General features: G+C 62.5%; 24 protein-coding genes. 11 read left to right on the top strand and 13 right to left on the bottom strand.

Translation table 11 applies throughout. The features are described from left to right. The first annotated feature begins 134 nt into the window (after window positions 1-134). Window positions 135-803: a class I SAM-dependent methyltransferase gene (locus JL474_RS14250; protein ID WP_203142570.1), complete on the top strand. Its 669-nt coding sequence runs from the start codon at window positions 135-137 to the stop codon at window positions 801-803. A 21-nt stretch (window positions 804-824) separates the two neighbouring features. Here the strand turns inward: JL474_RS14250 and JL474_RS14255 are convergent, their stop codons facing one another. The 8 genes from JL474_RS14255 to JL474_RS14290 form a co-directional block, all read right to left on the bottom strand. After that, a complete protein-coding gene (locus JL474_RS14255) occupies window positions 825-1,766 on the bottom strand; it encodes an AEC family transporter (RefSeq protein ID WP_328797825.1) in 942 nt (313 codons plus the stop codon). Between the two features lie 70 nt (window positions 1,767-1,836). After that, a complete protein-coding gene (locus JL474_RS14260; RefSeq protein WP_203142572.1) occupies window positions 1,837-3,177 on the bottom strand; it encodes a lyase family protein in 1,341 nt (446 codons plus the stop codon). Window positions 3,178-3,294: 117 nt separating this feature from the next. Further along, on the bottom strand, window positions 3,295-3,894 hold the full coding sequence (gene pcaG, locus JL474_RS14265; protein ID WP_203142573.1) for a protocatechuate 3,4-dioxygenase subunit alpha: 600 nt from the start codon (window positions 3,892-3,894) through the stop codon (window positions 3,295-3,297). Window positions 3,895-3,898: 4 nt separating this feature from the next. Next, window positions 3,899-4,597, bottom strand: a complete 699-nt coding sequence (gene pcaH / locus JL474_RS14270) for a protocatechuate 3,4-dioxygenase subunit beta (protein ID WP_203142574.1) — start codon at window positions 4,595-4,597, stop codon at window positions 3,899-3,901. Then, window positions 4,594-5,781 carry a bifunctional 3-oxoadipate enol-lactonase/4-carboxymuconolactone decarboxylase PcaDC gene (pcaDC, locus tag JL474_RS14275; protein ID WP_203142575.1) on the bottom strand — a complete coding sequence of 396 codons (1,188 nt, stop codon included), beginning with the start codon at window positions 5,779-5,781 and terminating at the stop codon, window positions 4,594-4,596. The genes pcaH and pcaDC overlap by 4 nt, the downstream gene beginning before the upstream one ends. Before the next feature lie 116 nt (window positions 5,782-5,897). Further along, window positions 5,898-6,815, bottom strand: a complete 918-nt coding sequence (gene pcaQ, locus JL474_RS14280) for a pca operon transcription factor PcaQ (RefSeq protein ID WP_203142576.1) — start codon at window positions 6,813-6,815, stop codon at window positions 5,898-5,900. Between the two features lie 198 nt (window positions 6,816-7,013). After that, complete coding sequence (locus JL474_RS14285; protein ID WP_123635283.1) at window positions 7,014-7,439, bottom strand: SRPBCC family protein; 426 nt, start codon at window positions 7,437-7,439, stop codon at window positions 7,014-7,016. A 92-nt stretch (window positions 7,440-7,531) separates the two neighbouring features. Continuing rightward, on the bottom strand, window positions 7,532-8,407 hold the full coding sequence (locus JL474_RS14290) for an AraC family transcriptional regulator (RefSeq protein WP_203142577.1): 876 nt from the start codon (window positions 8,405-8,407) through the stop codon (window positions 7,532-7,534). 174 nt (window positions 8,408-8,581) lie between these two features. Between JL474_RS14290 and JL474_RS14295 the strand changes: the two genes are divergently transcribed. The 6 genes from JL474_RS14295 (at window position 8,582) to JL474_RS14320 (ending at window position 15,591) form a co-directional block, all read left to right on the top strand. Further along, window positions 8,582-10,072: a CoA-acylating methylmalonate-semialdehyde dehydrogenase gene (locus JL474_RS14295; protein ID WP_203142578.1), complete on the top strand. Its 1,491-nt coding sequence runs from the start codon at window positions 8,582-8,584 to the stop codon at window positions 10,070-10,072. Between the two features lie 12 nt (window positions 10,073-10,084). Beyond that, window positions 10,085-11,251: an acyl-CoA dehydrogenase family protein gene (locus tag JL474_RS14300; protein WP_203142579.1), complete on the top strand. Its 1,167-nt coding sequence runs from the start codon at window positions 10,085-10,087 to the stop codon at window positions 11,249-11,251. Between the two features lie 13 nt (window positions 11,252-11,264). Next, a complete protein-coding gene (locus tag JL474_RS14305) occupies window positions 11,265-12,044 on the top strand; it encodes an enoyl-CoA hydratase (RefSeq protein WP_203142580.1) in 780 nt (259 codons plus the stop codon). Between the two features lie 14 nt (window positions 12,045-12,058). Continuing rightward, window positions 12,059-13,132 carry an enoyl-CoA hydratase/isomerase family protein gene (locus tag JL474_RS14310; RefSeq protein WP_203142581.1) on the top strand — a complete coding sequence of 358 codons (1,074 nt, stop codon included), beginning with the start codon at window positions 12,059-12,061 and terminating at the stop codon, window positions 13,130-13,132. A 330-nt stretch (window positions 13,133-13,462) separates the two neighbouring features. After that, window positions 13,463-14,353 carry a 3-hydroxyisobutyrate dehydrogenase gene (gene mmsB / locus JL474_RS14315; protein WP_203142582.1) on the top strand — a complete coding sequence of 297 codons (891 nt, stop codon included), beginning with the start codon at window positions 13,463-13,465 and terminating at the stop codon, window positions 14,351-14,353. Between the two features lie 110 nt (window positions 14,354-14,463). Beyond that, on the top strand, window positions 14,464-15,591 hold the full coding sequence (locus tag JL474_RS14320) for an AI-2E family transporter (RefSeq protein ID WP_123635276.1): 1,128 nt from the start codon (window positions 14,464-14,466) through the stop codon (window positions 15,589-15,591). Window positions 15,592-15,615: 24 nt separating this feature from the next. Here JL474_RS14320 and JL474_RS14325 read toward each other — a convergent pair whose 3' ends face one another. After that, entirely contained in the window at window positions 15,616-16,215 is a 600-nt protein-coding gene (locus tag JL474_RS14325) for a hypothetical protein (protein WP_203142583.1), read from the bottom strand. A gap of 411 nt (window positions 16,216-16,626) precedes the next feature. Here JL474_RS14325 and JL474_RS14330 point away from each other — a divergent pair, with 411 nt between their 5' ends. The 3 genes from JL474_RS14330 (at window position 16,627) to JL474_RS14340 (ending at window position 18,648) form a co-directional block, all read left to right on the top strand. After that, window positions 16,627-17,685 carry a proline racemase family protein gene (locus tag JL474_RS14330; RefSeq protein WP_236012266.1) on the top strand — a complete coding sequence of 353 codons (1,059 nt, stop codon included), beginning with the start codon at window positions 16,627-16,629 and terminating at the stop codon, window positions 17,683-17,685. A 177-nt stretch (window positions 17,686-17,862) separates the two neighbouring features. Continuing rightward, window positions 17,863-18,303, top strand: coding sequence for a cyanase (gene cynS, locus JL474_RS14335; RefSeq protein WP_203142584.1), 441 nt, complete (start codon window positions 17,863-17,865; stop codon window positions 18,301-18,303). Between the two features lie 177 nt (window positions 18,304-18,480). Continuing rightward, window positions 18,481-18,648: a hypothetical protein gene (locus JL474_RS14340; RefSeq protein ID WP_190294897.1), complete on the top strand. Its 168-nt coding sequence runs from the start codon at window positions 18,481-18,483 to the stop codon at window positions 18,646-18,648. A 35-nt stretch (window positions 18,649-18,683) separates the two neighbouring features. Here JL474_RS14340 and JL474_RS14345 read toward each other — a convergent pair whose 3' ends face one another. Together JL474_RS14345 and JL474_RS14350 are read right to left on the bottom strand one after the other, a co-directional pair. Further along, window positions 18,684-20,309 carry a methyl-accepting chemotaxis protein gene (locus JL474_RS14345; RefSeq protein WP_203142585.1) on the bottom strand — a complete coding sequence of 542 codons (1,626 nt, stop codon included), beginning with the start codon at window positions 20,307-20,309 and terminating at the stop codon, window positions 18,684-18,686. Window positions 20,310-20,425: 116 nt separating this feature from the next. After that, complete coding sequence (locus JL474_RS14350; RefSeq protein WP_203142586.1) at window positions 20,426-21,391, bottom strand: alpha/beta fold hydrolase; 966 nt, start codon at window positions 21,389-21,391, stop codon at window positions 20,426-20,428. A gap of 131 nt (window positions 21,392-21,522) precedes the next feature. Between JL474_RS14350 and JL474_RS14355 the strand changes: the two genes are divergently transcribed. After that, window positions 21,523-21,930, top strand: coding sequence for a thiol-disulfide oxidoreductase DCC family protein (locus JL474_RS14355; protein WP_123635270.1), 408 nt, complete (start codon window positions 21,523-21,525; stop codon window positions 21,928-21,930). 7 nt (window positions 21,931-21,937) lie between these two features. On the opposite strand, the gene JL474_RS14360 is transcribed toward JL474_RS14355, so the two are convergent. Together JL474_RS14360 and JL474_RS14365 are read right to left on the bottom strand one after the other, a co-directional pair. Beyond that, window positions 21,938-22,657, bottom strand: coding sequence for a 3'-5' exonuclease (locus JL474_RS14360; protein WP_203142587.1), 720 nt, complete (start codon window positions 22,655-22,657; stop codon window positions 21,938-21,940). A gap of 14 nt (window positions 22,658-22,671) precedes the next feature. After that, a complete protein-coding gene (locus JL474_RS14365) occupies window positions 22,672-24,576 on the bottom strand; it encodes a putative nucleotidyltransferase substrate binding domain-containing protein (RefSeq protein WP_203142588.1) in 1,905 nt (634 codons plus the stop codon). Between the last annotated feature and the right edge of the window lie 38 nt (window positions 24,577-24,614).

Raw genomic sequence — 24,614 nt, forward strand, 5'->3', positions numbered from 1 at the left:
GCATAGCGATTGGTTATATCGTGGTCAAGGCGTATTGCAGGGCAGCGCGTGACTGTGGACACTCCCATTTTCTCGACTGTTATTCACCGAACAACCGGGTTTCTCTGTTTCAGAGAACAGCCCTAGGGAGCGTCATGATGCCCGAAAAATTGATGGCACCCACCCGGTGTTCCGTCTGCCACAGTGAGGACCTGCGTCTGCTGGAGGTGGTTGGCGAGGTGCCTTACTGGCGCTGTGGTCGCTGTGAAGCCACGTTGATGGCGCCGGAGCACTGGCTGGACCGGGATGCGGAAAAACGCGTCTACGATCTGCACGACAACAATCCCGAGGATGAAGGCTACCAGCGCTTCCTCACCAAACTGGCGGACCCGATCCTGACCCTGGCCCCGGACGAGGCCCACGGGCTGGATTTCGGCTGCGGACCGGGACCGGCGCTGGCGAAGATGCTCGCCGCCAGAGGCATGGAGGTGTCGCTCTACGATCCCTTCTACGCGCCGAATCCGGAAACCCTGGAGCAGACCTACGACTTCATCACCTGCACCGAGGTGGTGGAGCACCTGCAGGATCCGAACACCGTCTTCCGGCAGCTCGACAACCTGCTCAAGCCGGGCGGCTGGCTGGGCGTGATGACCTGCTTCCAGACCGACGACGCCCGCTTTGCCAACTGGCACTATCGGCGCGATCCGACCCACATCGTGTTCTACCGGGAGAGCACCCTGCGCTGGCTGGCCGAGTCGCTGGGTTGGGAGCTGGAAGTGCCGGCCAAGGACGTGGCGCTGTTTCGTAAACCGGTGGCGGCCTGATTCCGGATGGTCTCTGGTCGTTCAGAACAGGACGGCCAGGGCGATCGAGATACTGAAGAAAGACAGCACGGTGCCTGCCAACAGAATGCTTGAAGTGAGTCGCCGATAGCCGTAAAGGCTGCCGATGATGGGATAGACGCTGGCCATGGGCATGGCCGCCAGCAGGATCGCAGCGGTCTGCAGCTGCGGGTCGAAGTCCGGCAGCAGCCAGATCAGTAGCACCATCATCAACGGGTGCAGCGTCAGTTTGCCCAGCGCCACCCCGCCAATTTCGCCGATATTCCCACGCAGCGATGTGCCTACCAGCGACGCGCCCACGAAGAACAGGGCCACGGTCGCCGACGTGCGGCCCAGCATATCGAGACTGTCCTGCAGTACCTGGGGTACCTCGACGTTGGCCAGCGAGGCCAGGACCCCGGCCACGATCGCAATTACCAGCGGATTGCGGACGACCCGGCCGGCCACCGGGCGAATGATGGCGCCCAGGGATTCACTGTTGCCGCGCCCCTGACTGAATTCCATCACGATCAGGGCCACCGGCAGGACAACCATATTCTCGATCATCAGGTTCATCGCAAAGGCGTTGGTGGGCGGGTCGTCGAAGGCCAGCAGCAACACCGGCAGCCCGACAAAGGCGCTGTTGGACATCGACATGCCCATGCCCTTGATGGCGCCCTGACTCAGGCTGTCCCCCTTGAGCGCCTTGCTCAGTCCAATGCCGGCAACGAAAGCGAGCATCGATCCCAGACCGTAAACCAGCAGGTAATGCCGGTCGATGACCTCGCTGAAGGCCATTTGCGACACGGTACTGAAGATCAGTGCCGGCAGGGCGAAATAGATGACGAATCGACCCAGGCCGGCCACGGCTTCTGCGGGGAATAAGCGGGTCCGTACGGCAATGAATCCCAGCGCAATGATGATGAAAATCGGTGCCGTCGTGGAGAGGATGGAAAGCAAGCGCACTCCTTGCGCACACGGCGGCGCCAACCCGGTTATGACAGGTCGGCGTCAGGCGTGTGGAATGGTGGACGGATCAGGCCGCGGCCGTTTTGAGCCGGGCCTGTTCCAGAATATCAGTTAGCCAGCGACCGGTCGCGCCGCCTGCGACTAATTGCTGGGCCAGCTGGTCTACGTCGATGTGTTCGCCGGTGCGGTCTTCGATCCGCTGCAGCAGGTGGCGGTCGCCCGAGAGGGCTTCCTCGGCGCACTGCTTGACCAGATCGGACGCCTTGTCCCGTCCCATCGAGCGGGCCAGTTCGAAGGTGGCGGCCTCGGCGTAGATGACGCCGTTGTAGGCGTCCAGGTTGGCGCGCATGCGCTGGTCATGAATCTCGATAAACCGGAGTCCGTCCAGAGCGTGACGAAGTGCAACGCTTGAAGTCATGAGCTGCTGTGGCAACTGGAACCACTCCTGGGTCCAGGCGCTGCCGCTGCGTTCGTGTTCCTGCAACAGGGTCTGGTGCATCTGGCCGACGGCGGCCGCGCTGGTGCGGGCCATGGCCACGATGATTTCCGCGTCCACCGGATTGCACTTCTGCGGCATGGTGGAGGAGCCCCCGCCGTTGCTGAAGCGAATCTCACCCACTTCCGACTGGGCCAGCCAGAGCCAGTCCTGGGCCATCTTGCCGAGGCTCCCGGTTGTCAGGCCAAGCCAGCCGGACAGTTCCGCCAGGGCATCCCGCTGCGTGTGCCAGCAGGGTCCGGCGGCCAGGCCCAGACGTTTCGCCAGGCGTTCGTTGATGTCTGCGGCCTGTTCGCCCATGGCTGCCAGGGTGCCGACGGCGCCGCCCAGCTGCAGGCGGAGCAGGCGTGGACGCAGTTCGTCCAGGCGATCCAGTTGGTGCAGCAGCGGCGCCAGCCATTGAGCCACTTTCAGCCCGAAGCTCATGGGCACGGCCTGCTGGGTGCGGGTTCGGCCGGCGACCAGGGTGTTGCGATGCGTCTCCGCCAGGTCGGCCAGGCTGTTGATGACGGCCAGCAGGCGGGCCTTCTGGTCGATCAGAATCTCGCGAATGTTGAGGATCAGCGCCGTGTCGACGATGTCCTGGCTGGTGGCACCATAGTGGACCCAGCGGGCGTGCCCGGCGGGCAGGGCCTCTTTCAGCGCTTTGACCAGCGCCGGTACCGGCACCCCGGCCGAGGCGACGCCTTTCGCCAGGCTGGCCGGATCCGGTGTCAGGGACGCCGCCGCAGCGGCAATGGCGTCGGCGGCGTCCTGAGGGATCAGTCCCGTTTCCGCCTGGGCCATCGCCAGTTCGCCTTCGACGGTCAGCATGGCCCGGATTTGGGCGGCGTCTCCCAGATGCTGTGCGGTTCTGGCATCGGAGAGTAACTGGCCGTAGAGCGGGGAGTCGAAAGGCGATACCTGAAACATAGGGGCGTTGGCGTCCATGGCTGGTGATCGGGAAGGGCGGATGCCCGCTATCCCATGATAGCGGGTCCGGCAGCCCCTGAAGAAATCCGTCGGGGGCTGCCGTGTTGCAAGTGGCGCTCAGAAATCGAAGAACACGGTTTCGTTGTCCCCCTGCATCCGGATATCGAAACGGTATTCGACGCCGGTGGCGGTGTCGTTGCGGGTCGCGATCAGGGTGTTGCGACGGTCCGCAGGTACCTTCTCCAGCACCGGGTCCGCGGCATTCGCCGTGGTTTCGTCACTGAAATACAGACGCGTGTAGGCGTGGTTCATGATCCCGCGACCGAACACGATGACGCTGATGAACGGCGCCACGCCGTCGCGGATCGCGCCGGGCTTGATGGTGTCGAAGCGGAAGCTGTTGTCTGGCGTGGTACCGGTGCCGAAACGGCCAAAGCCCTTGAAGGCCGGATCCAGCGGGCGCGCTTCCCGGGCGTCATTGGGGTGGTCGAAGCGTCCGGCGGCGTTGGCCTGCCAGATCTCGATCATGGCGTCGTCCACCACGTCGCCATGGCCGTCGAGCACACGGCCGACAATGCGGATACGCTCGCCCTGGGTCTGATCGGTCACCAGGCAGCCGTCGGCATACTGGGAATGCGGGTAGTGGTACTGCTGGGCCGTCAGGCCATAGGCGAAGTAGGGCCCCACGGTCTGGGAGGGTGTTTGCTTCATTACCATGGGATCAGGCCTCCACTGGTGTGGCGTTGACGCCACGCAGAACAATGTCGAAAACGTAGCCAAGGGCGTAATTCTCTTCCGTGACGTCGATGGAGAACTGGCTGACAAGGCGCTCGCGGGATTGAGCCGGCACGGACTGGTAGATCGGATCGAGATCCAGCAGCGGATCGCCCGGGAAGTACATTTGGGTGACCAGACGGGTGGCGATGGTCGGCCCGAACAGGGAGAAGTGAATGTGGTTCGGGCGCCAGGCGTTGGGGTGGTTGCCCCAGGGGTAGGCACCGGGCTTGATGGTCATGAATCGGTACTCGCCGTTCTCGTCGGTCACGCAGCGGCCGGCACCGAGGAAGTTCGGATCCAGCGGCGCGTCGTGTTGGTCGCGAATGTGCACGTAGCGGCCGGCCGCGTTGGCCTGCCACACCTCCACCAGCGTGTTGGGCACCGGATCGCCGTTTTCGTCCAGCACGCGACCGGTGACGATGATGCGCTCACCCAGCGGTTCGCCGTTTACGCGGCCGTTGCGGGTCAGGTCGTTGTCCAGCGGGCCAAGCACCTCTTCACCGAAAGCTGGCCCGGTCAGTTCGGCCAGCTCCGGATCGATCTCCACCAGGTTGCGGGAGACACCGCGCAGGCGCGAGGACTTGTACTCGGGGCTGAGATAGCTGGGATGACTGGCCCAGTCACGTGGTGTGAATTTGCTCATTGTTCCGTCTCTCCATCAATAGCGACGCCGATGCTTTTGTAGGCGTCTTTGGCAATGCGGATGGCCGTATTGGAGGCCGGCACACCGGCATAGACGCCGAGGTGCAGCAATGTCTCGCGTACTTCCTCCAGGGACGCGCCCGTCTGCCGGGTTGCCCGGACGTGCATGGCCAGTTCGTCCTCATGGCCCAGGGCGGCCATCAGGGCAATGGTGATCAGGCTGCGGTCGCGCCGGCTCAGGGTCGGACGGCTCCAGACCGAGCCCCAGGCGCTTTCGGTGATGAAGCGCTGGAACGGCTCGTCAAACGACGTCTTGTTGGCTTCGGCCCGGTCCACATGGGCGTTGCCCAGCACGGAACGGCGCACGGTCATGCCCAGCTCGTAGCGGCTTGAGGCGGGAGTGTGCTGACTCAGGAAATCCACGATCAAATGGGCCAGCGCTTTCGGTTGTTCCGCGCAGGGCAGGTGACCGGCCCCCTCGATGACTTCGAAACGGCTGTCCGGAATCAGGTCTGCCAGGCTGCGGACCAGATCAGGCGGCGTTGAGCCGTCTTCCGAACCGACCACGCACAGGGTCGGCTGTTTGAGCTCGCGGGTACTGGCTTCCAGGTCGGTATCGCGGATGGCAGCACAGGTACCGCCGTAGCCTTCGACCGGCGTGCGCACGAGCATATTGCGCCACAGGGGCATTGCGTCGCGCTGTTCGTCATGGAATTGCGCCCCAAACCAACGCTCCAGGATGCCGTCAGCCATGCTTTCGAGACCCTGGTCGACAAGCGCGTCGATGCGGGTGTTCCACATGTCGGCCGTACCGATGCGATGGGCGGTGTCGCACAGGATCAGGTTCTTCACCAGGTCGGGCCGGCGTGCTGCCACGCCCTGGGCAATCTGGCCGCCGACGGACAGGCCACACAGGTTCACCTGTGACAGTTCCAGTGCGTCCAGCAGACCGATCAGGTCATTGATGTGGTCGTCCGGGTGGTAAGGCGCCGGCGGGCAGGACGAGAGCCCATGGCCCCGCTTGTCGTAGCGCAGGAAGCGGAACTGGTCGCGGAGGTAAGGCAGCAGCGGTTCCCAGACTCGCAGGTCGGTACCCAGCGAGTTCGAGAAAACGATCAGCGGCAGATGGGCCGGACCGTCCAGCTGGTAATGGAGCGTCTGTCCATTGACAGAAAGGATGTGCATGAATCAGGGCCTATCGTTTTTGGCGGCTTTGGCTCTACTCTTGTGCATCGCTTTTGTTATGTAAAATGACCCTTTGTCGTTTTTGTATATTGAAATTGGCATGAGTTGGATGCGGCTCAGTCGGTCTGCCGGGCGCAATCCCTGACCGCATTCATAAACAGCTGCAGGGCTGGCGTCGGCTGGGTGTCGGCGCGGGTGGTCAGGCCGACCTGCCCCAGGGTTTCCGTGGTTTCCAACGGTAATTCGGCAAATTCGTCGGCCTCGATTTCCCGCGCCACCACGCCCCGGGAAATGATCCAGACCGCATCGGTCTGGCGGATGTACTCCTTGCCGAAGGCATCGGAAATGGTCTCAATGCGGTCGGGCAGGGTGCCGATGCCGTGGGCGAGCAGGAAGCGCTCCACAGGCGCGGCAATAATGGAGTCTTTGGGCGGATAGAGGACCGTGTAGTCGCTGATCGCCTTCAAATCGAGGGACGTTGTGTTCAACAGAGGATGACCCGGGCGGACCACAAACGTCACGCGTTCGGAATAAAGATGCTGGAACGACAGGCCTGACATCAGGTCCGGCTCCGCCAGTCGCCCCACCACCAGATCCAGTTCGCCGACGCGGAGCTGACTGAGCAGCAGGGTGTTGGGGCCGGCCACGAGTTTCAGCGTCACATCCAGCCCGCCCTGGCGGAAGCGTATGACCGCCTGGGGCAGGACGCTGGCGGCGACCGTCGGCAGCACGCCGATGATCAACTGGGTTTTGCCACCCTGCTGGGCTTGGAGGATACTGTTGGTCCCTTCCCGCAGGGCTGCCACGCTGGCGCCTGCGTAACGCAGAAACACCTCACCGAACTGGGTCAACTCCACGCCTTTCTTGCTGCGTTCCATTAGACGGACGCCCAGCATCTCTTCCAGCTCTTTCAGCTTCTTGGACACGGCCGGCTGGGTTAGTGCGAGCACATCCGCCGCACCGCCGACACTGCCCTGGCGCGCTACTTCCAGGAAGCACTGGAGGTGGCGGTACTTGATTCGGTTTTCCAGCACAGGTGTTGCTCCGGTCTGTCAGGACATCATATGCCTGTTCAGTATGAAAACAGACATCAGGCTCTTCATGACATATCAAAAGTGATATGTATGGCAAGCGTGAAAGCGTGTTTGCGATAGGCGCGTTGATGAAGAGGAGGTGTGTCGGGCGACGCTGACCGGTTCGGAAGTCAGGGGCGCCCGATGATCGGGGCAGGCTCAGGCCAGCTTCGGCACCTTTTTCATGCCGCGCCGGATGGCCTGTTCCAGACCGGCGCTGATCACCTTGCCGCTGAAGGGGATGAAGTCGTCGAAGCGGATGGTGTAGTTCACCACGGTCTTGCCAGCGACATCGGCAAAGCGGATGCGGCCGAGGTGGTTGCGGATCGGGCTCATGCTGGTCACGGTGTATTCGATCAGCGCGTCCTGCTCGAACGCGATCACCGTTTCCTCCAGCCCCAGCGGGCCGACACCGATGCGGCGGACGGAACCGACGCCGTTGGGATCGGCCTGGTTGCTGTCCTTGATGCGCTTGATCGGGGCGCCGAGCACGCCGCCCAGTCGCTTGTGGTCGGAGAACAGGGCAAAGACCTTGTCCTTCGGCAAATCGTATTGTTCCTGAATTTCAATGGTATAGCTGGCCATGTCTGGGTCCGTTCTTGTTGTCAGGTGGTCCAGACTATCAGTTTTTCCCGCCAACTGAAGAGGGCGGTCTGCTCCTGACCATCATTTGGCCCTCAATGCCGCCGGGTATGCCGGTAGTCCCGCGGCGATACCCCCATTACCTTTTTGAATAGCCTTGAGAAATAGTAGCTGTCCTCGTAGCCCAGGCTGTCGCTGATCGACCGGAACGACAGGTCCGAGTTGTCCAGCAGCTGGCAGGCCCGTTCCACTTTCAGGTGCAGGAAGTGCTGGATCGGCGCCACGCCGGTCAGCGAGCGGTAGCGGGTGGCGAAGTGGGCCGGCGACAGGCCGGACAGTTCCGCCAGGTTTTCCAGGGTCAGGCGCTCATCCAGGTGTTCCTTCATGAAGCCGTGCAGGCTGTCCAGGTCCAGCGGCTGGCGGTGGGCCAGAGGTTCGGCGCACAGTGGAATGGCGGTCAGTAACTGCCTTAGCCGGTTGGCCGCGTGGATCAGGCCCGACGGGCGAAAGCCGGTCTGTTGCACGGACAACAGACCGTTGAAATCCACCAATAGTCGCGGTTGCTGGCCCACGTGGCGGATCAGTGTTTGTCGGGAAAACCCCATGTGCTCGCAGAACGCGGCCGCGAGCGACCCCGCGAAATGCACCCAGTGCAGCGACCAGGGCTGGTCGGTGTCCGCGCTGTATCGGTGGGCGGCGCCCTTGGGCAACAGCAGCAGGTCGCCCGCGTGGATATGGTGGCTTTCGCCTTCCACATTCAGGTGCGCCAATCCGTCGGTGCAGTAGATCAGCAGGTGATCGTCATGATGCTGGCGATGCATGTGATGGCCCCGCGCCTGCCGGTAATGGCCGAAGGCGAGTGGATACAGGTCCTGGGTCAGCGGATGGGTGTCGAGCATCTGCACCATACGCGACGGCACCACATAGCGGATGCTGTCTGAGGGCAGCGGCCATTGTGACGTGCGGGTCATTCTCCGTCCTGGTTGTTGTTGTGAGTGTTTTCGAAAAATAATCCATCACGAGCGAAATTTAGTCAATCTAATCGTCTATCCCGCTGTGCTAGGATCATTTCAAAGTCGGTGCTGAAGCGGTTTGTGTCGCTTGAGTACCTCCTCCTTGCCGACAAGAACAACAGGGGAATCAGTATGAAAAAAGTGCCACTTTTTATTGAGGGCGAGTTCTGCCAGAGCGCAACCAACGACTGGATTGATGTCACCAATCCCGCCACCAACGAAGTGATTGCCGAGGTGCCCTGCGCTACCGAAGACGAGATGCAGCGTGCCATCGCCAACGCCGGCGAAGCCTTCAAGACCTGGAAGGAAACCCCGGTCTCCGAGCGGGCCCGCCTGATGATGCGCTACCAGGCCCTGCTGAAAGAGCACCATGACGAAATCGCCGAAATCCTGTCCCAGGAAACCGGCAAGACCTTCGAGGATGCCAAGGGCGACGTCTGGCGCGGCATCGAAGTCGTGGAGCACGCGGCCAACATCCCGTCCCTGATGATGGGCGAGACCGTCGAGAACGTGGCCCGCGAAATCGACACCTATTCCTACACCCAGCCGCTGGGTGTGTGTGCCGGCATCACCCCGTTCAACTTCCCGGCGATGATCCCGCTGTGGATGTTCCCGATGGCCATTGCTTCAGGCAACACGTTCATCCTGAAGCCTTCCGAGCAGGACCCGCTGACCCCGACCCGTCTGGCGGAACTGTTCGTCGAAGCGGGCGCGCCCAAAGGCGTCCTGCAAGTCATCCACGGCGCCAAGCCGCAGGTGGACAAGCTGCTGACCGACCCGGCGATCAAGGCGGTGTCCTTCGTCGGTTCCGTCCCGGTCGGCCGATACATCTATGAGACCGGCACCAGGAACATGAAGCGTGTCCAGAGCTTCGCTGGCGCCAAGAACCACATGGTGATCCTGCCGGATGCGGACAAGGATCAGGTGATCAGTGCCCTGGTCGGTGCATCCGTCGGTGCCGCCGGTCAACGTTGCATGGCGATTTCCGTGGCCGTGTTCGTGGGCGAGGCCCAGGAATGGATTCCGGATGTGAAGGAGGCCCTGGCGAAAGTGCGTCCGGGGGCCTGGAACGACTCGGGCGCCAGCTACGGTCCGGTTATCAGTGCCAAGGCCAAAGACCGGATCGAGCAACTGATCGGTCGCGGCGAAGAAGAGGGCGCACGCCTGCTGCTGGACGGTCGCGGCTGCACCGTCGACGGCCTGCCGGACGGCAACTGGGTCGGCCCGACGCTGTTCGCCGGTGTGAAGCCCGAGATGGACATCTACAAGGAAGAGATCTTCGGCCCGGTCCTGAGCTGCATGGAAGTCGACAACCTGGGCGACGCCATCGAACTGATCAACAACAGCCCCTACGGCAACGGCACGTCGATCTTCACCAACTCCGGTGGCGCGGCCCGTCGCTTCCAGCATGAAATTGAAGTGGGTCAGGTCGGTATCAACATTCCCATTCCGGTGCCCCTGCCGTTCTTCTCCTTCACCGGCTGGAAAGGCTCGTTCTACGGCGACCAGCACGCCTACGGCAAGCAGGCGGTGAAGTTCTACACCGAAACCAAGACCATCACGGCCCGCTGGTTCTCCAGCGACGCGGTGGCCGGACCGAACTTCTCCATCCGCATGCATTAAGGGTGGCCGGTTATGGATTTCGCGCTGAACGAAGACCAACTGGCCTATCGTGATGCCGCCAGGGCCTTCGCCGAGAAGGCCATGGCACCGCATGCGGCCGGCTGGGATATCGACCATACCTTCCCGCTGGAAGTGATCCGCGAGGCCGGGGAACTCGGCTTCTGCGGCCTCTACACGCCGGAAGACTGCGGCGGCATGGGGCTGTCGCGGCTGGATACCTCGGTCATTGTCGAGGAGCTGGCGGCGGCCTGTCCGTCCACGGCGGCCTACATCACCATCCACAACATGGCCACCTGGATGGTGGCCTGTTTTGGGAGCGAGGCCATGAAGCAGGATGTGGCCCCGCGCATGGCCAGCGGTGAGTGGCTGGGCTCCTACTGCCTGACCGAACCCGGTGCCGGGTCTGATGCCGCTAACCTGCAGACCAAGGCGGCGCGCGAGGGCGACGGCTATCGGCTGACCGGCTCCAAGGTGTTTATCTCCGGGGCCGGCGCCACGCAAGTGCTGGTGGTGATGGCCCGCACCGGGGCGCCGGACAGCGGCGCCAAGGGCATCTCCGCGTTCGTCGTCCCGGCGAACAGCGAGGGCATTCACTACGGCAAGTCGGAAGACAAGATGGGCTGGCACAGTCAGCCCACCCGTCAGGTCAGTTTCGACAACGTCTACGTGCCGCTGGAAAACCGGCTGGGTGAAGAGGGAGAGGGTTTCCGCTTCGCCATGAAAGGGCTGGACGGCGGCCGCCTGAACATCGCCACCTGCTCGCTCGGCGGTGCCCAGGCCGCGTTGTCGCTCACGCGGGACTACATGCACGAACGCAGCCAGTTCGGCCGTCACTTGGCCGATTTCCAGGCGTTGCAGTTCAAACTGGCGGATATGGCCACCGATCTGGTGGCGTCCCGGCAGATGGTGCGGCTGGCGGCCTGGAAGCTGGATCACGGCGATGCCGAGGCCACACTGCACTGCGCCATGGCCAAGCGGTTCGCCACTGACGCCTGCTTCGAGGTCTGCAACCAGGCCCTGCAACTGCATGGGGGCTACGGCTACATCCGCGAATACCCGCTCGAGCGCTACGTGCGCGACCTGCGGGTGCACCAGATCCTGGAAGGCACCAACGAAATCATGCGACTGATCGTCGCCCGCCGGGTGCTCGAGTCCGGCGTCGTCGAAGCGATTCAATAAGGAGAACACGGTAATGAGCGATCTGATCCAGCTCGAAAATCGCGGGCATGTAGCCATCCTGACCATCAACAACCCACCGGCGAATACCTGGACCGAAGAGTCCCTGGGTGCCCTGGCAGAGACGATTGAGGCCCTGAACGCCGACCGCAATATCTTTGCCCTGGTGGTGACCGGGCAGGGCGAGAAATTCTTCTCCGCCGGCGCCGACTTGAAAACCTTTGCCGACGGGGACGAAGGCCGTGCCAACCGCATGGCCCAGGCATTCGGCCACGCCTTTGCGACCCTGAGCCGGTTCCGTGGCGTGTCGATTGCGGCGGTGAACGGTTACGCCATGGGCGGTGGCCTGGAATGCGCCATGGCCTGCGATATCCGTATTGCCGAGGAACACGCCCAGATGGCCCTGCCGGAAGCGGGTGTTGGCCTGCTGCCCTGCGCCGGCGGCACCCAGAACCTGCCCTGGCTGGTGGGCGAGGGTTGGGCCAAGCGCATGATCCTGTGCGGCGAACGTGTGAAGGCGGATAAGGCCCTGGACATCGGTCTGGTGGAAGAAGTGGTGCCGACCGGGCAGTCGCTGGATAAGGCCATCGAGCTGGCGGAGATGGCGTGCAAGCAGAGCCCGTCGTCCATCGCCCGTTGCAAATCGCTGGTGATGAGCGCCCGGGACGGCCGGTCCCACGACGACGGTTGGCGCATGGAGCGCGAGCTGTTCGTGGAACTGTTCGCCACCGAAGACCAGCGTGAGGGCGTCAACGCCTTCCTGGAAAAACGCACACCCGAATGGAAGAACCGGTAACGGTTGGAGTCAGCATGTCAGAACAAGCCATCCTCTTTGACGAGAAGGCGGCCGCCGGTGGCAAGCGTATCGGCGTGGCCACCCTGAATCAGCCCAAGGCGCTGAATTCCCTGTCCCTGCCCATGATTCGGGCGCTGGAAGACCAGCTCGACCAGTGGGCCAAGGACGACGGGATTGCCGCCGTCTGGCTGGAAGGCGCCGGCGACAAGGCATTCTGCGCCGGCGGTGACATCGTCGCCCTGTATCGCTCCATGACCGAAGGCGCGTCTGGCCCGGACGAGGGCGTTGAGTTCTTCACCGAGGAGTATGCGCTGGACTATCAGATCCACACGTACCCCAAACCGGTTGTGGCCTGGGGTCATGGCTTTGTCATGGGCGGCGGTGTCGGCCTGCTGGCGGGGGCGTCGCATCGCGTCGTGACCGAGCAGTCGCGGGTGGCCATGCCGGAAGTGACGATCGGTCTGTATCCGGACGTCGGCGCCAGCTGGTTCCTGAATCACATGCCGGGTCATTTGGGGCTGTTCATTGGCCTGACTGGCGTCCACCTGAACGCGGCGGACGCCTGCTTTCTGGGGATGGCGGATCGGCGGATCGCCCACGATCACAAGGACGCGGTACTCGAAGCACTGGCGCAGTCGGAACAGCTGCCGGAATCCGCCGAAACGGCGGTGAACAGCGTGCTGCGTACCTTTGAAAGGGAATCCGTCGCGGTCATGCCGACGTCCGCCGTGCGCGAACGGCTGGACGCGATCAATACCCTGATGGACGCGGACGATCTGGTCACCCAGGTGCGGCGCATTGCGGACTATGACGGTGACGATGTCTGGCTCCAGAAGGCCGCGAAAGTCGCGAAGACCGGCTCGCCTACGACCATGGCGATCCTGGAGCGTCAGTTGCAGGAGACCCGGCTGGATGGGCTCAAGGCAGTGTTCGACAAAGAGCTGAAGCTGTCGACCCGCTGCCTTGAGAAGGGCGAGTTTGCCGAGGGCATCCGGGCCTTGTTGATCGACAAGGACAAGCAGCCCCGCTGGCGGTATCCATCGCTGGAGAGCATGGATCCGGCGTGGGTAGAGAGTTTTTTCGAGTAGCACCGCGACGGTGGTGGAGCGTGATCGGGCGCCTGCGGCGCCTCAGAAGCTGAAGCATCTGCTACATGCTCGAGATAGCTGGGCAATGTAGCCGACGCTTTAGAGGGTGTTGCAAAAGCGTCGCGAGCGATAGCCAAACAAGGCGAAAATCAACGAAAGAGCGCAGTTTACGGGTTGTAAATGAGCATCTTGAGGCGATTTTCAACGCCGTATGGCTGAGCGCAGTAGCTTTTACAACACCCTCTTTAGCTTCGGAGCTGCCCGCAGGGCGGCCGGGACGTCGACCACCCAACGGGCGATTCCCGAACAAAAACAACAGGAGAACGAAACATGGCCAACATCACCTTTATCGGATTGGGCAACATGGGCGGCCCCATGGCCCACAACCTCATCAAGGCCGGGCACGCCGTCACGGTCTTCGATCTTTCTGCCGATGCGGTCAAGGCTTTGGTGGACGACGGTGCCCGCACCGCCGATACTGTCCATGCCGCCGCCGAGGGCGCGGAAGTTCTGATCACCATGCTGCCGGCCGGTGAGCATGTGGAAGCGGTCTACCTCGGCGACGAAGGACTGCTCAACACCCTGACGTCGTCCACGCTGGTCATCGATTCCTCCACCAACGCGCCGGAAACCGCCCGGGGCGTCGCCGAGAAGGCCACCGAGAAGGGCATCGCGTTTCTGGATGCACCGGTCTCAGGCGGTGTGGGTGGCGCCAAGGCGGGCACGTTGACGTTCATCTGCGGTGGCGAAGACGCGGCGTTCGATCGGGCCAAGCCGGTTCTCGAGGGCATGGGCAAGAACATCTTCCACGCCGGACCCCACGGCGCCGGGCAGGTGGCCAAGATCTGCAACAACATGCTGCTGGCGATCCTGATGAACGGCACCTGCGAGGCGCTGGCACTGGGCGTGAAGAATGGCCTGGATCCGGCGGTCCTGTCCGAGATCATGCGCCAGAGTTCCGGCGGCAACTGGGCGCTGAATGTCTACAACCCCTGGCCGGGAGTGATGGAGGGCGTGCCGGCCTCCAACGACTATCAGGGTGGCTTCCTGGTGGACCTGATGAACAAGGATCTGGGGCTGGCGTTCGACAATGCCGTGAAAAACAAGGCACCGATTCCGATGGGATCACTGGCCCGCAACCTGTACGCGCTGCATGGCCAGCAGGGCAATGGTCGCCTGGACTTCTCCAGCATCCAGCGCTTCTATCGCGGCAAAGAATAAGTGTCGCGACGTGACCACCGCGTCATCCGCATGGATTCGCGGTGGTCGACTCCGCTAGACTGTGGCGACAAAAACAGACGGCACCGCAGCCCACAAGGAGTTCCCCCTGCATGACCGACGAGTCCCGACAGTCCGGTTCCGATAACGAAGACAACGACGTCACACCCGACACGCGCACCCTCGCCGGACTGACCATCCCGAACAACCTGGCGACGCCCATCTACGGTCTGTTCACGCTCGGGATTCTCTACACGCTCTACGTTGCCCACCAGATCATCCTGCCGATTACACTGGCGATACTCGCCAGCCTGCTGATGGCGCCAGCCGTGCGGGGCGCCCGCAAGCGCTGGAGGGTACCTCGCGGCGTGACGGCCCTGGTACTGATCCTGGGGCTTTTGGCCGGTATGGCCGGCGTAGGCTGGGCGGTGTCGTCACCCATCATGGAATGGGTCGAGAAAGCCCCGGAAGGTATGTCGCGACTGCTGGTGGGTGGCAAGGGCATCACCACGAGCCTGGAACGCGTTACGGAATCGGCCCGAAAGGTCGAAAAGAAAATGGAAGAGCTGTCCAAGGGGGATGAGCCCACCAAGGTGGTGGTGCAGTCCAACTCCTGGCAGCAGACGATGTTCACCAAGTTGCGCAACGGGGCGACCGGCCTGGCCCTGGCTCTGGCACTCAGTTACTTCCTGCTGGTCAGTGGTGACAGCCTGATCCGCAACTTCGTGCGCCAGCTTCCCAGGGGGGACCGGCGCATGGTGCTGCGGGTGGTGCGGGATTCCCAATCCCAGATTGCCCAATATTTGATGGTGATCAGCGCCAGTAACCTGTTGGTGGGTGTCCTGACCGGGTTGATGTGCTGGGCCGTGGGATTGCCTTCGCCGGTCGTTTGGGGGCTGATTGCGGGGCTGGCCCGATTCGTTCCCTACCTGGGCGTGATCGGCACGGTGGGCCTGCTGGCGGTGATCTCGCTGACCACGCTGGACCAGCTTTGGATGATGATGATCGCGCCCGTGGGCTATCTGGCCCTGACCTCGGTGGTGGGATTTTTCCTGGAGCCCTATATCCACGGTTTCCGGATGTCCATCAATCCCGTGGTGATCTTCCTGTCGATTTTTTTCTGGGGCTGGCTGTGGGGCGCGATCGGCGTCGTGATGGCCGTGCCGCTGATGACCGTCCTGCAGGTGGTGTTGAAGCAGATCCCCAGGCTGCGTCCGGTCTACCGCGTCATTGCCCGTTAGCGGCATGATCTTGCCGCCCGGGCGTCAGCCCCGGGCCGTCCTGTCCGACGAACCGCCGGTCACCATATCGGTGGCGTATTCCACCTGTTCTTCGCCGGTTGCGGCTTCAAAACCGATGCTACCCAGGGCCGACAGGGCGCCGAGCGCGCCGCCATAGAGCGTGCAGCCCGCGACCTGCGAGGCGTAGCCAATCTCGTCACCCGTCAGTTCCCGGTAGTAGGTGCCGACGATGGGAATGTGCTGCAGCGGATTCACGATATCCACCAGATCGCCAGCGGACAGGCTATCGCCGTCTTCGAAGAGGCCGCGGTCGCTCTTGCTGGTGACGGTGCCGGTTGAGACGTCGGCATCGGCAGAGTCGCTGTCTGTGGTCGTCCCGGCCGCGGTCTCCGTGGTTGCTGCGGGCAGCACTGAGCCCAGGCTGTCCGCCACGGAGGCACCCAGGGCATTGGCCGCCAGGCTGCCGACAGTCTGTGTGGTCTGGGCGGTATTGTCGCTGCCGGAGGCAGACATCGCCTGGGCGAACAGTTGGTCGAACGCGCCGGAGTCGGTGGCGCCGGTGGTATCCGACTGCGTACTGGCGTTACTGCTGGTGGGGCCGGAAAAAATACTGCTGATGTCCATGGCGGCTCCAGAATCCCGGTGAACCGGGTGAATGAAATCCGTACCGGCGGCAAACGTTGGCGGTACGACGGCGATTTACAGCGTGCAATGCAGGATTCAGGCCACGGCCTGGTTCCGGTTTTATCTGCATCATCAGACCTTTGGATTGGCATCGCCCCCTATACCCTTGGCAGAAAAATAACCTAACCTGACAGGGAGCCTTGTCCGCTCTGGTGGCGCGACTATCGAGCGGCCAGCGTCTGTTCATGGGCATTGCGAGTGCGGATCTGATTGGGAGTCCCGGAAGAGCTCGGAATGGCCCTGAGTTTCAAGGCCTTGCCGGCGTGCAATCAACGGGCATGCCCGTTCGGCTATGACATGTGAAAGCGGATGGTCATTTTCGACCGCCCGCGGATAAAGTGGGAGCGACCTATGCAGAACGACGGTACGCGGCACCGGATGCGGTCCATCGGCCTGATCGATATGCAGTCAGGCGGCGATGTCAGCCGCATCATCACCTACGGCGTGGGGAAACTGCCCGGCGACTCGGTGCTCGAGAAAATGCGCTATATCCAGCAGCACGGCGACGGCTTCCGGCGGTTGCTGTTGTCTGAGCCCTACGGCGATCCCTACATGTCCCTGGACCTGATCGTGGAGCCCTCCAATCCCAAGGCCCAGGCGGGCTACATCATCATGGAGGCGATGGGGTATCCGCTGTACTCAGGCTCCAACACCATCTGCACCGCCACGGCCGTCCTGCAGAGCGGGATTATCCCGATGGAGGAGGGCGAGCAGTCGATCGTGCTGGAGTCACCGGCCGGATTGGCGCATATCAAGGCCTATAACGAGAATGGTCGGGTCCAGTCGATCACCACCCAGGGCGAGCCGGCCTATGTGGAGGCCCGGGATCAGGTTGTCGATGTGCCGCATTACGGTCAGGTGCGCTATGACCTGGTCTGGAGCGGCGCCTATTTCGCGCTGGTGGACGCGGCCCATTTCGGCTTCAAACTCACGGCGGATGAAATGCCGGCGCTGGCCGCCTTTGGTCATGCCCTGGTGACGGCGGCGCGACCGCAGGTGACCCAACAGCATCCGGAGCTGGGCGAGGTCGGCCCCTTGCCGTTCGCCCATTTCATGGGCCCTCTGGAGCCGGTGGGCAGCGAGGGTTATCGAACGCCGTCGGCGACCTATGTGCATCCCGGCGTGATTTGCCGCAGTCCCACCGGGACCGGGACGTCCGCACGACTGGCGCTGATGTACGACGCCGGCGATATCCACGAAGGTCAGTGGATCGAGACCGTCTCGCCACGGGGCAGCTCGTTTGTGGGTAAGGTGCTGGGTGAGGCGACCGTTGCCGGGCACCGGGCCATGGACAGCGATATCACCGGCAGGGCCTGGACCCTGGCCCGCTCCGAAATCGTGGTGGATCTCGACGATCCTTTGGTGGACAGCACGGATCTGGAAGACGTACTGGATACCTGGCCCGGCTGATCTCCCTGAACACCGGCGTCCCACCCGGGCCGCCGGTGCCTCCCACTCTCTTTGCGTCGCCGTGGCGCATCAATTGCAACCTCTCCCTGGCACGACGACGGACCGGGCCTTTTCCGGCCGAACGCCTGCTTTTAAAGCACCACCACAGTGCACACGACCAACAATGGGGAGAGTGTCATGAACAAAGAACTGATGACCGCCAGGATTCTGGACGCCAAGAACAGCAAAGGGATGACCTGGGAAGCCATCGCCGAGGCCGTCGGCCTGTCGCCGGTTTTCACAACGTCCGTCTGCTTCGGCGCCAACAGCATGACCGAAGACAAGGCCTCAGCGCTGTGTGAGGTACTGGGACTCGATGGCGAGGTGGCCGCGGCGCTGCAGGATTGCCCGTATAAGAGTTGGGACTGGACGGTCCCCAAGGACCCGCTGATCTACCGTTTCTACGAAGTGACGGGTGTCTACGGCGATACGATGAAGGCACTGATCCATGAAAAATTCGGTGACGGCATCATGAGCGCCATCGACTTCACCCTGTCGGTGGACAAGGAGGAGAACCCGGCGGGCGACCGGGTTGTGGTTACCATGAACGGGAAGTTCCTGCCCTACAAGAAATGGTGACATCGGCCTTTGTCCGGTGGGCTTGGCAAGGTTGCCTGCCCCGCCGGAATGGCAGCCTCAATCACGACTTGGATCGGTATCAATAAGTGTTATCGGAAAACGGTTTACAAATGAGAATTATTCTCATATTGTAAATGCCAATGACATTGATCGATTTTGTCCAAAGAGGGGCTGACCATGCAGCTACTGTTAAGGAAGAACAGTTTTGCCAGCAAGTCCGGGCTGCTGAAGGAGACAACCGAGCCGCGTGACCGGGAAATACTCGAGGGGCTCAAGGTCGCCGGTATTGCGCTGGGTGTGGCGCTCGTCGCCGGCCTGCTGTCGGCGACCGGCGGCGTCCTTTGATGTTGTTGCCGGCCCGGTCACGGGCCCGGCTGTTTTCAGGTGCGGATACGGTCGGCCAGTCGATTGGCTTCGCCGGCCATGCTCTCCAGTTCCGGGATGGTGGCCAGGTTGTTCTGGGCCGCCTTGCTCATGGCTTCTGAAATTTCAGCCACGCCGGCCACGTTCCGGTTGATATCCTCGCAGACACTGGTCTGCTCTTCCGCGGCGGTGGCCACCTGCGTCGTCGCATCATTCACCTGGGTCATTCGCTGGCGGATATCCCCCAGGCTGGCCCGGACCGTCGAGACCGCTTCACTGCTTTGTTGACCGACCACCTCGCTGGCGCGCATGAATTCCATCGCATCGCGGGAGCCGGATTGAATCGTCCCGATGATGCGATCGATTTCTACCGTGGCGTCCTGTGTCTTGGAGGCGAGGGTACGCACCTCATCGGCCACCACCGCAAAGCCACGGCCCGCTTCGCCGGCCCGTGCCGCCTCAATGGCGGCGTTCAGCGCCAGCAGGTTGGTCTGGTCGGCAATCTCCCGAATTACTTCCATCACCTTGCCCACTTTCTGGCCATCATCGGCAAGCTTGGACACGGTGTCGCTGGAGCTGCGGATCTGGGCAACCAGCCGTTCCATGCTGTCGACGGCGGACTCGATCTGATTGTCCGCATCATCGGTCTGCCGGGCCGTCTCATTGACTTCACTGGCGACGGTGGCCGCATGGCGGGCCACATCCTGTGCCGTGGCGGACATTTCGTTCATGGCCGTCGCAATCTGGTCGATTCGCAGGTGGGCGTCTTCGGCACGGTCCGACACCATATTGGCGTTGGTGCGGATGGTATCCCGGGTACCTTCCAACTGGCCGGCATTGCGGCTGAGCTGGTGGCTGGTCTCGACCAGGAAACCGTGCAGCTGTCGGGCCGCATCGGCCAGTTTGCCGAGTTCGTCCTGGCGCTCAAGGGTGGCAGCCTGGGTGGCGTCGCCATCACCCAGCCTCTGGATATTGCTGATCAGTTGCTGGGTGGGGCGGATAACGGCCCGCACCAGAACGATGACGCAGCCCATCGTTCCCAACAGGATCGCCAGCAGGAGAACAGCACCGAGGGTATGGGCGCGACTGGAGACATCCTGTTCCAGGCGATTGAGGTCAGCCACGGCATCCGCCCGGATATCCATGGCGGCTTTCTCAATAAGCTGGCTGGGCTCGCGATCTATGCCGCGAACGGCGGCATCGCCGACTTTGTGGTCAAAGCCGGAGTCGACAAAAGCTTGAAAGCCTTTTTGGTAGGCCTGTCCCATTTGCTGATGCGCCGCCTGGAAGCGGGTCAGGATATCCCGGGCCTTGTCATTGTGAAGGCGCGGTAGCAAATCCTTCAGCGCGGCCTGGACTTTGTCTTCCTGATCCTGGAACTGCTGCCAGTACTTCTTCCGATCGTCGGCCTTGTGGCCGCGCATCAACGTATTCTTCCACTCCTGCACCTGAGTTTTGAATTCACTCAGTATGTCCTGCACTTCCATGGCCTGGCCCAGATCCCGTGATCCCAGGGTGTAGAACTCATCCTTGACCTCCAGCGAATAGCTGAAGTAAAGCCCCGCAACGATGGCGATGACCAAGTTGGCGCCGATAATAATCGTCAGCACCCGATTCAGGATACTCCGGGTGTACCAGTGCATCAGTTAACCCTCAAACAAGACAATAAGGGTCGGATCGGTTGTTCCGACCCGACTGGCGCACAAGTCTATGAAAGAAAGATTACAGTTTTATTAAGATCCGTTTGTGGTGTGCCGTGTTACACCGTTTTCAGGACGGTGGCACTGTGGCGGGTTTGCGATGCCACGTTGTGGATCCGCAAGGAGGCCAGCGCTGAATCGGGGTCACCGCCTTCAACGCTTTGTACAAATTCGGCGATGCTTTCAGCAAGTTCGTCCGGATGGCTCAACGGCGCCCAGTGCCCCGCGTCCATGTCCCGGCGATACAGGGCGGGGACCCACTCGTGCAGGTCTTCGAACAGCTGGGCGCCCACGTAGCGGTCCTGTTTGGGGACGATCAACTGCACCGGGCAGTGCGCATAACGCACACGGGGGCTGAGCAGATGGGGCAGCATGTTGGCCCGGTACAGGCGGATGCCATCGCGCCCGTCGGCCGTCTGGTGGGGGTTGAGCGCCTCCTCGGCAATGCCCTCGCTCGCATTCAGGTAGGCCGGCCAACGCTCTCCCAGTAAGGTTTCCCACAGCGTGGGCGCGACCCAGGGCAGTTGGAACGCGAAGATATACCAGGAGCTGCCTAACTGTCGCAGAAGCTGGCCGATCCGGCGCGGTGTGGGGCGGGCCAGGCGGGCGCGCATCCAGTGACCGACGTGGTCGAGGCAGGGACCGGACAGCGTGGTGAAGGAGGCAATGCGATGCTGCAGGGGGCGGCCGGTGACCGATTCCCAGCTCTGGATGGACCCCCAGTCGTGCGCGACCAGGTGGAAGCGGCGGTCGGGCAACAGGGCATCGACCACGGCTTCCAGATCCCGCGCCAGCAGGGACATGCGGTAGTCCCGTGTCCGGGCGGGCCGGTCGGAAAGACCCGCTCCACGGACATCGTAGGTAACCACGTACCAGTCGGACGCGAGGCGTTCGGCCACCCCGTTCCAGACCTGCTGGTTGTCCGGGTAGCCGTGCACCAGAACGATGGCCGGCGCTTCGGGATTGCCCCGGGTGGTGGTGAAAAGCTGTACCCCGCAACCCTGAATGTGTTGTTGTGTGGCCATGGGTGACTCCTGCAGACGACGGGTTCGGATAAAGCACTACTCTAGCGTCCGTGCCGTCGTTCTTGGATGGCCGCAGGGGCCGCGTTGTTTACCGTCAGGGCCAAACCTTCGCGGGCAAATCGGGAGGCGAAATGGAGCGGGCACACCCCGTGATTCTGTTCGATGGTGTTTGTGTTTTCTGCCAGTTCTGGGGGCGGTTTGTGCTGCGTCACGACCGGGCCCATCGTTTCCGCCTGGGAACCTTGCAGTCGGAGGCCGGGCAGGCGCTGTGCCGGGAAATGAAGGTGCCGTCAGAGGCGATGGACAGCGTGGTACTGATCGACGGCCAACGTGCGTTTCGGCGCAGTGACGCGGTTCTGCGGATTCTGGCAGGGCTGCCGTGGCCCTGGCGCTGGCTTGCGGTGTTCCGCTGGGTGCCCCGGCCCTTGCGGGATGGTCTCTACGACTGGATCGGCCGGCACCGCTACCGTTGGTTCGGCCGTTATGAAACCTGCCCGGTTCCGGCTCCGGAAGACCGGAAGCGGTTCATTGATGGCTGAGCGGTTCTTACTGCCAAAGCTCCTTTAGCGGCGTGTCCGGGTCAAACCGGTACTGCAGCTGCGCCATCAGAAGTTCGGCCGTGGCGAGGGCATCGGTCAGGGCATGGTGGGGCGCGTAGTAGGGCAGTCCGTATCGGGTGCGGCTGTCGGCCAGGCGGATGGACTCCGGCTTGCGTCCGCGCAGCCGGTCCCAGAGGCTGGGTGGCTTCTGCCGGTGCCAGCGGGCTTCCAGTTCCATGGTGTCGATGACCGGGAATTCGATGCCTTCCTCCAGGCGCCAGCGCAGGGCGGCATCGAGGAATGCCCGTTCGATGTGGCGAAAGTGGACGACCACAATGCGCCCGGCGAGCGCCTCCAGGAGTTCGTCCAGGATTTCCCGGAGATCCGGTGCCACCCGCACTTCCGAGTGGGTGATGCCGTGGAAGGTGACCGATTCGCGGTGCAGCGGCAGCACCGGGCGAACCACCCAATGCCGGGCATCACGGCAAAAAATCCGGTGCGTGTTGAACGGCACCAGGCCGATGCTGACGATGGAGTGGGTGTCGGCATCCAGACCGGTGGTTTCGAAGTCCAGGGCCACCATGGGCACATCCCGCATGGGCGTATCCCCTGCCGGCGCGCCAGCGGCGTAGTACCGCTGCAACGCCGGTGTGTGCGCCGTTGCCGCAAGCGTTTCGAAGCGGGTCGGCCAGTCCAGGGTTTGGGCGGCGGCTGTCGAACCGGGCATGGCTGCGATCCCCATCAGTTGATCGATCCGCCGCCACTGGCGTGATAACGGTGGCGCAGGAATTTCTGGGCGTTGCTGATGACCTGGAAGGCCTCCTTCAGGTTACGACGTTCGAAGCGGGTCAGGTTCTCCGGCTCGATGTTGTTGTCCGGATCCCGGCCGGCCTCGATATCCAGGGCCTGGTGGCGGATGCGCACGATGGCAATCAGCTCCAGCGCATCGCGCAGGTTGTTGGCCACGCCCTCGGCCAGCAGCTGGGTTTCTTCGATGGCATTGATTCGGTTGAAGGTATTCTGCGCCCGGGAGCCGCAGGCCAGCGCATGCACCCGCACCAGATCCGACAGCGGCGCGGTGCCGCGGCGCTTCAGGTTGATCGAGTTGTTGTGCTTGCCGTCGTTCTCCATGACGAAGTCACGGAAGAACCCCAGCGGCGGTTTGCGATTCAGAGCCGCGTGGGCCAGGTAGGCCAGGAATCGCGGCGTACGCTGGGCCTTGGTGGCGATCAGGTCTTTCAGCACCTCGGCGAACTGGGTGTTCCCGGCAATGCCATCCAGGTCGAAGAATATGGCGCTGTTAAGCAATGATTTGGCGTCGGGCTTCTCGATCCACTCGGTGAAGTATTCCTTCCAGACCCGCAGCGGCTGACGCCAGGCCTGATTGGTGGCCATGATGTCGCCGGTGCAATAGGTGTAGCCGCATTCTGCCAGGCCATCGCTGACAAACTTGGCCAGCGCCTTGAAGTACTCGTCGTGTTCTTCCGGGATGAAGCTGTCGTCCAGCACCAGGGCGTTGTCCTGGTCCGTCACGATCAGTTGTTCGTCCCGGGCCATGGAGCCCAGCGCCATGAAACAGTAGGGGATCGGCGGCGGTCCCAGTTGTTCTTCGGCCAACTCAAGCAGACGCTGGGAAATGGCCCGTCCGATACCCGCCATGGCACTGCCGATCATGTGCGAGTTGGCGTCCTCGTTGACCATGCGCACGAACGTCGCCGCCTTGTCCCGGCTCAGGCGTTTGAGGCCCCGAACGTCCACCTGATGATGGATGTTGCTGACCAGGTAGAGCCCGCTTTGGGACTCATACTTGACGATGTCCGACAGCGCTACCACGCCCACCGGCTTGTTGCGATGCAGCACCGGCAAATGGTGCACGTTGCTGCGCAGCATGGTCAGCATGGCCTCGAAGACGTACTTGTCGGAACGGATATAAACCAGATCCGTGGACATGATCTCGCTGACCGGCGTGTCGTAGTCGAGTCCCTCGGCCAGGGCCCGGGTGCGGAGGTCGCGATCCGTGATGATGCCGGCGACCATCGGGTTGTCGCCGGGTTTCCATTCCTGATCCATCTGTTTGCCGGGATTCGTCAGGATCAGGGCCGAAACGCCTTCGTCAGTCATCAGTCGCGCGGCGTCCCGGATGGAGACGGTGGCCTCTGCGGAAACGGGCTTTCGGGTAATCAGCCGGCGGACCCGCGAGGTCATCAGCGGGTTGGCTTTCTCCTGCCTGGAGACAGCGGCGCGCAGGCGACCCTGGTCTTCAATGTCGAAAAAGTCCGCAAAATGGTCGCCGGCTTCCCACAATTCCTGGAACAGGGCGTCCGGAATCAGGTAGATCAGTGTGTCTTCGATGGCCGTGGCCGGGTAGCGCACCTTCTTGTTCATCATCAGGCCAAGCTGGCCGAACAGGTCGCCCTCACTGAGACGGTTGTAGAGTTCACCGTTGCGCCGGTAGACTTCCACCGCGCCGCTGCGGATGAAATAGAGGTCGCCGATGGGTTCGCCATAGGTCAGGATGGTCGAGCCCGCGCGGTAGTAGGCGACTTCCACCTGTGTCGCCAGACGGTCGATGGTGTCTTCCGGCAGGTCATCGAACGGGGCGAACCGTTTGATGTGATCTCTGATCTCGATCTGTTCGACTTCCATGAGGCATTCGATCCTGACGTTGCTGTAGCCATCATTCT

It is taken from the genome of Marinobacter mangrovi (genome assembly GCF_016798325.1).
Taxonomy (GTDB): domain Bacteria; phylum Pseudomonadota; class Gammaproteobacteria; order Pseudomonadales; family Oleiphilaceae; genus Marinobacter_A; species Marinobacter_A mangrovi.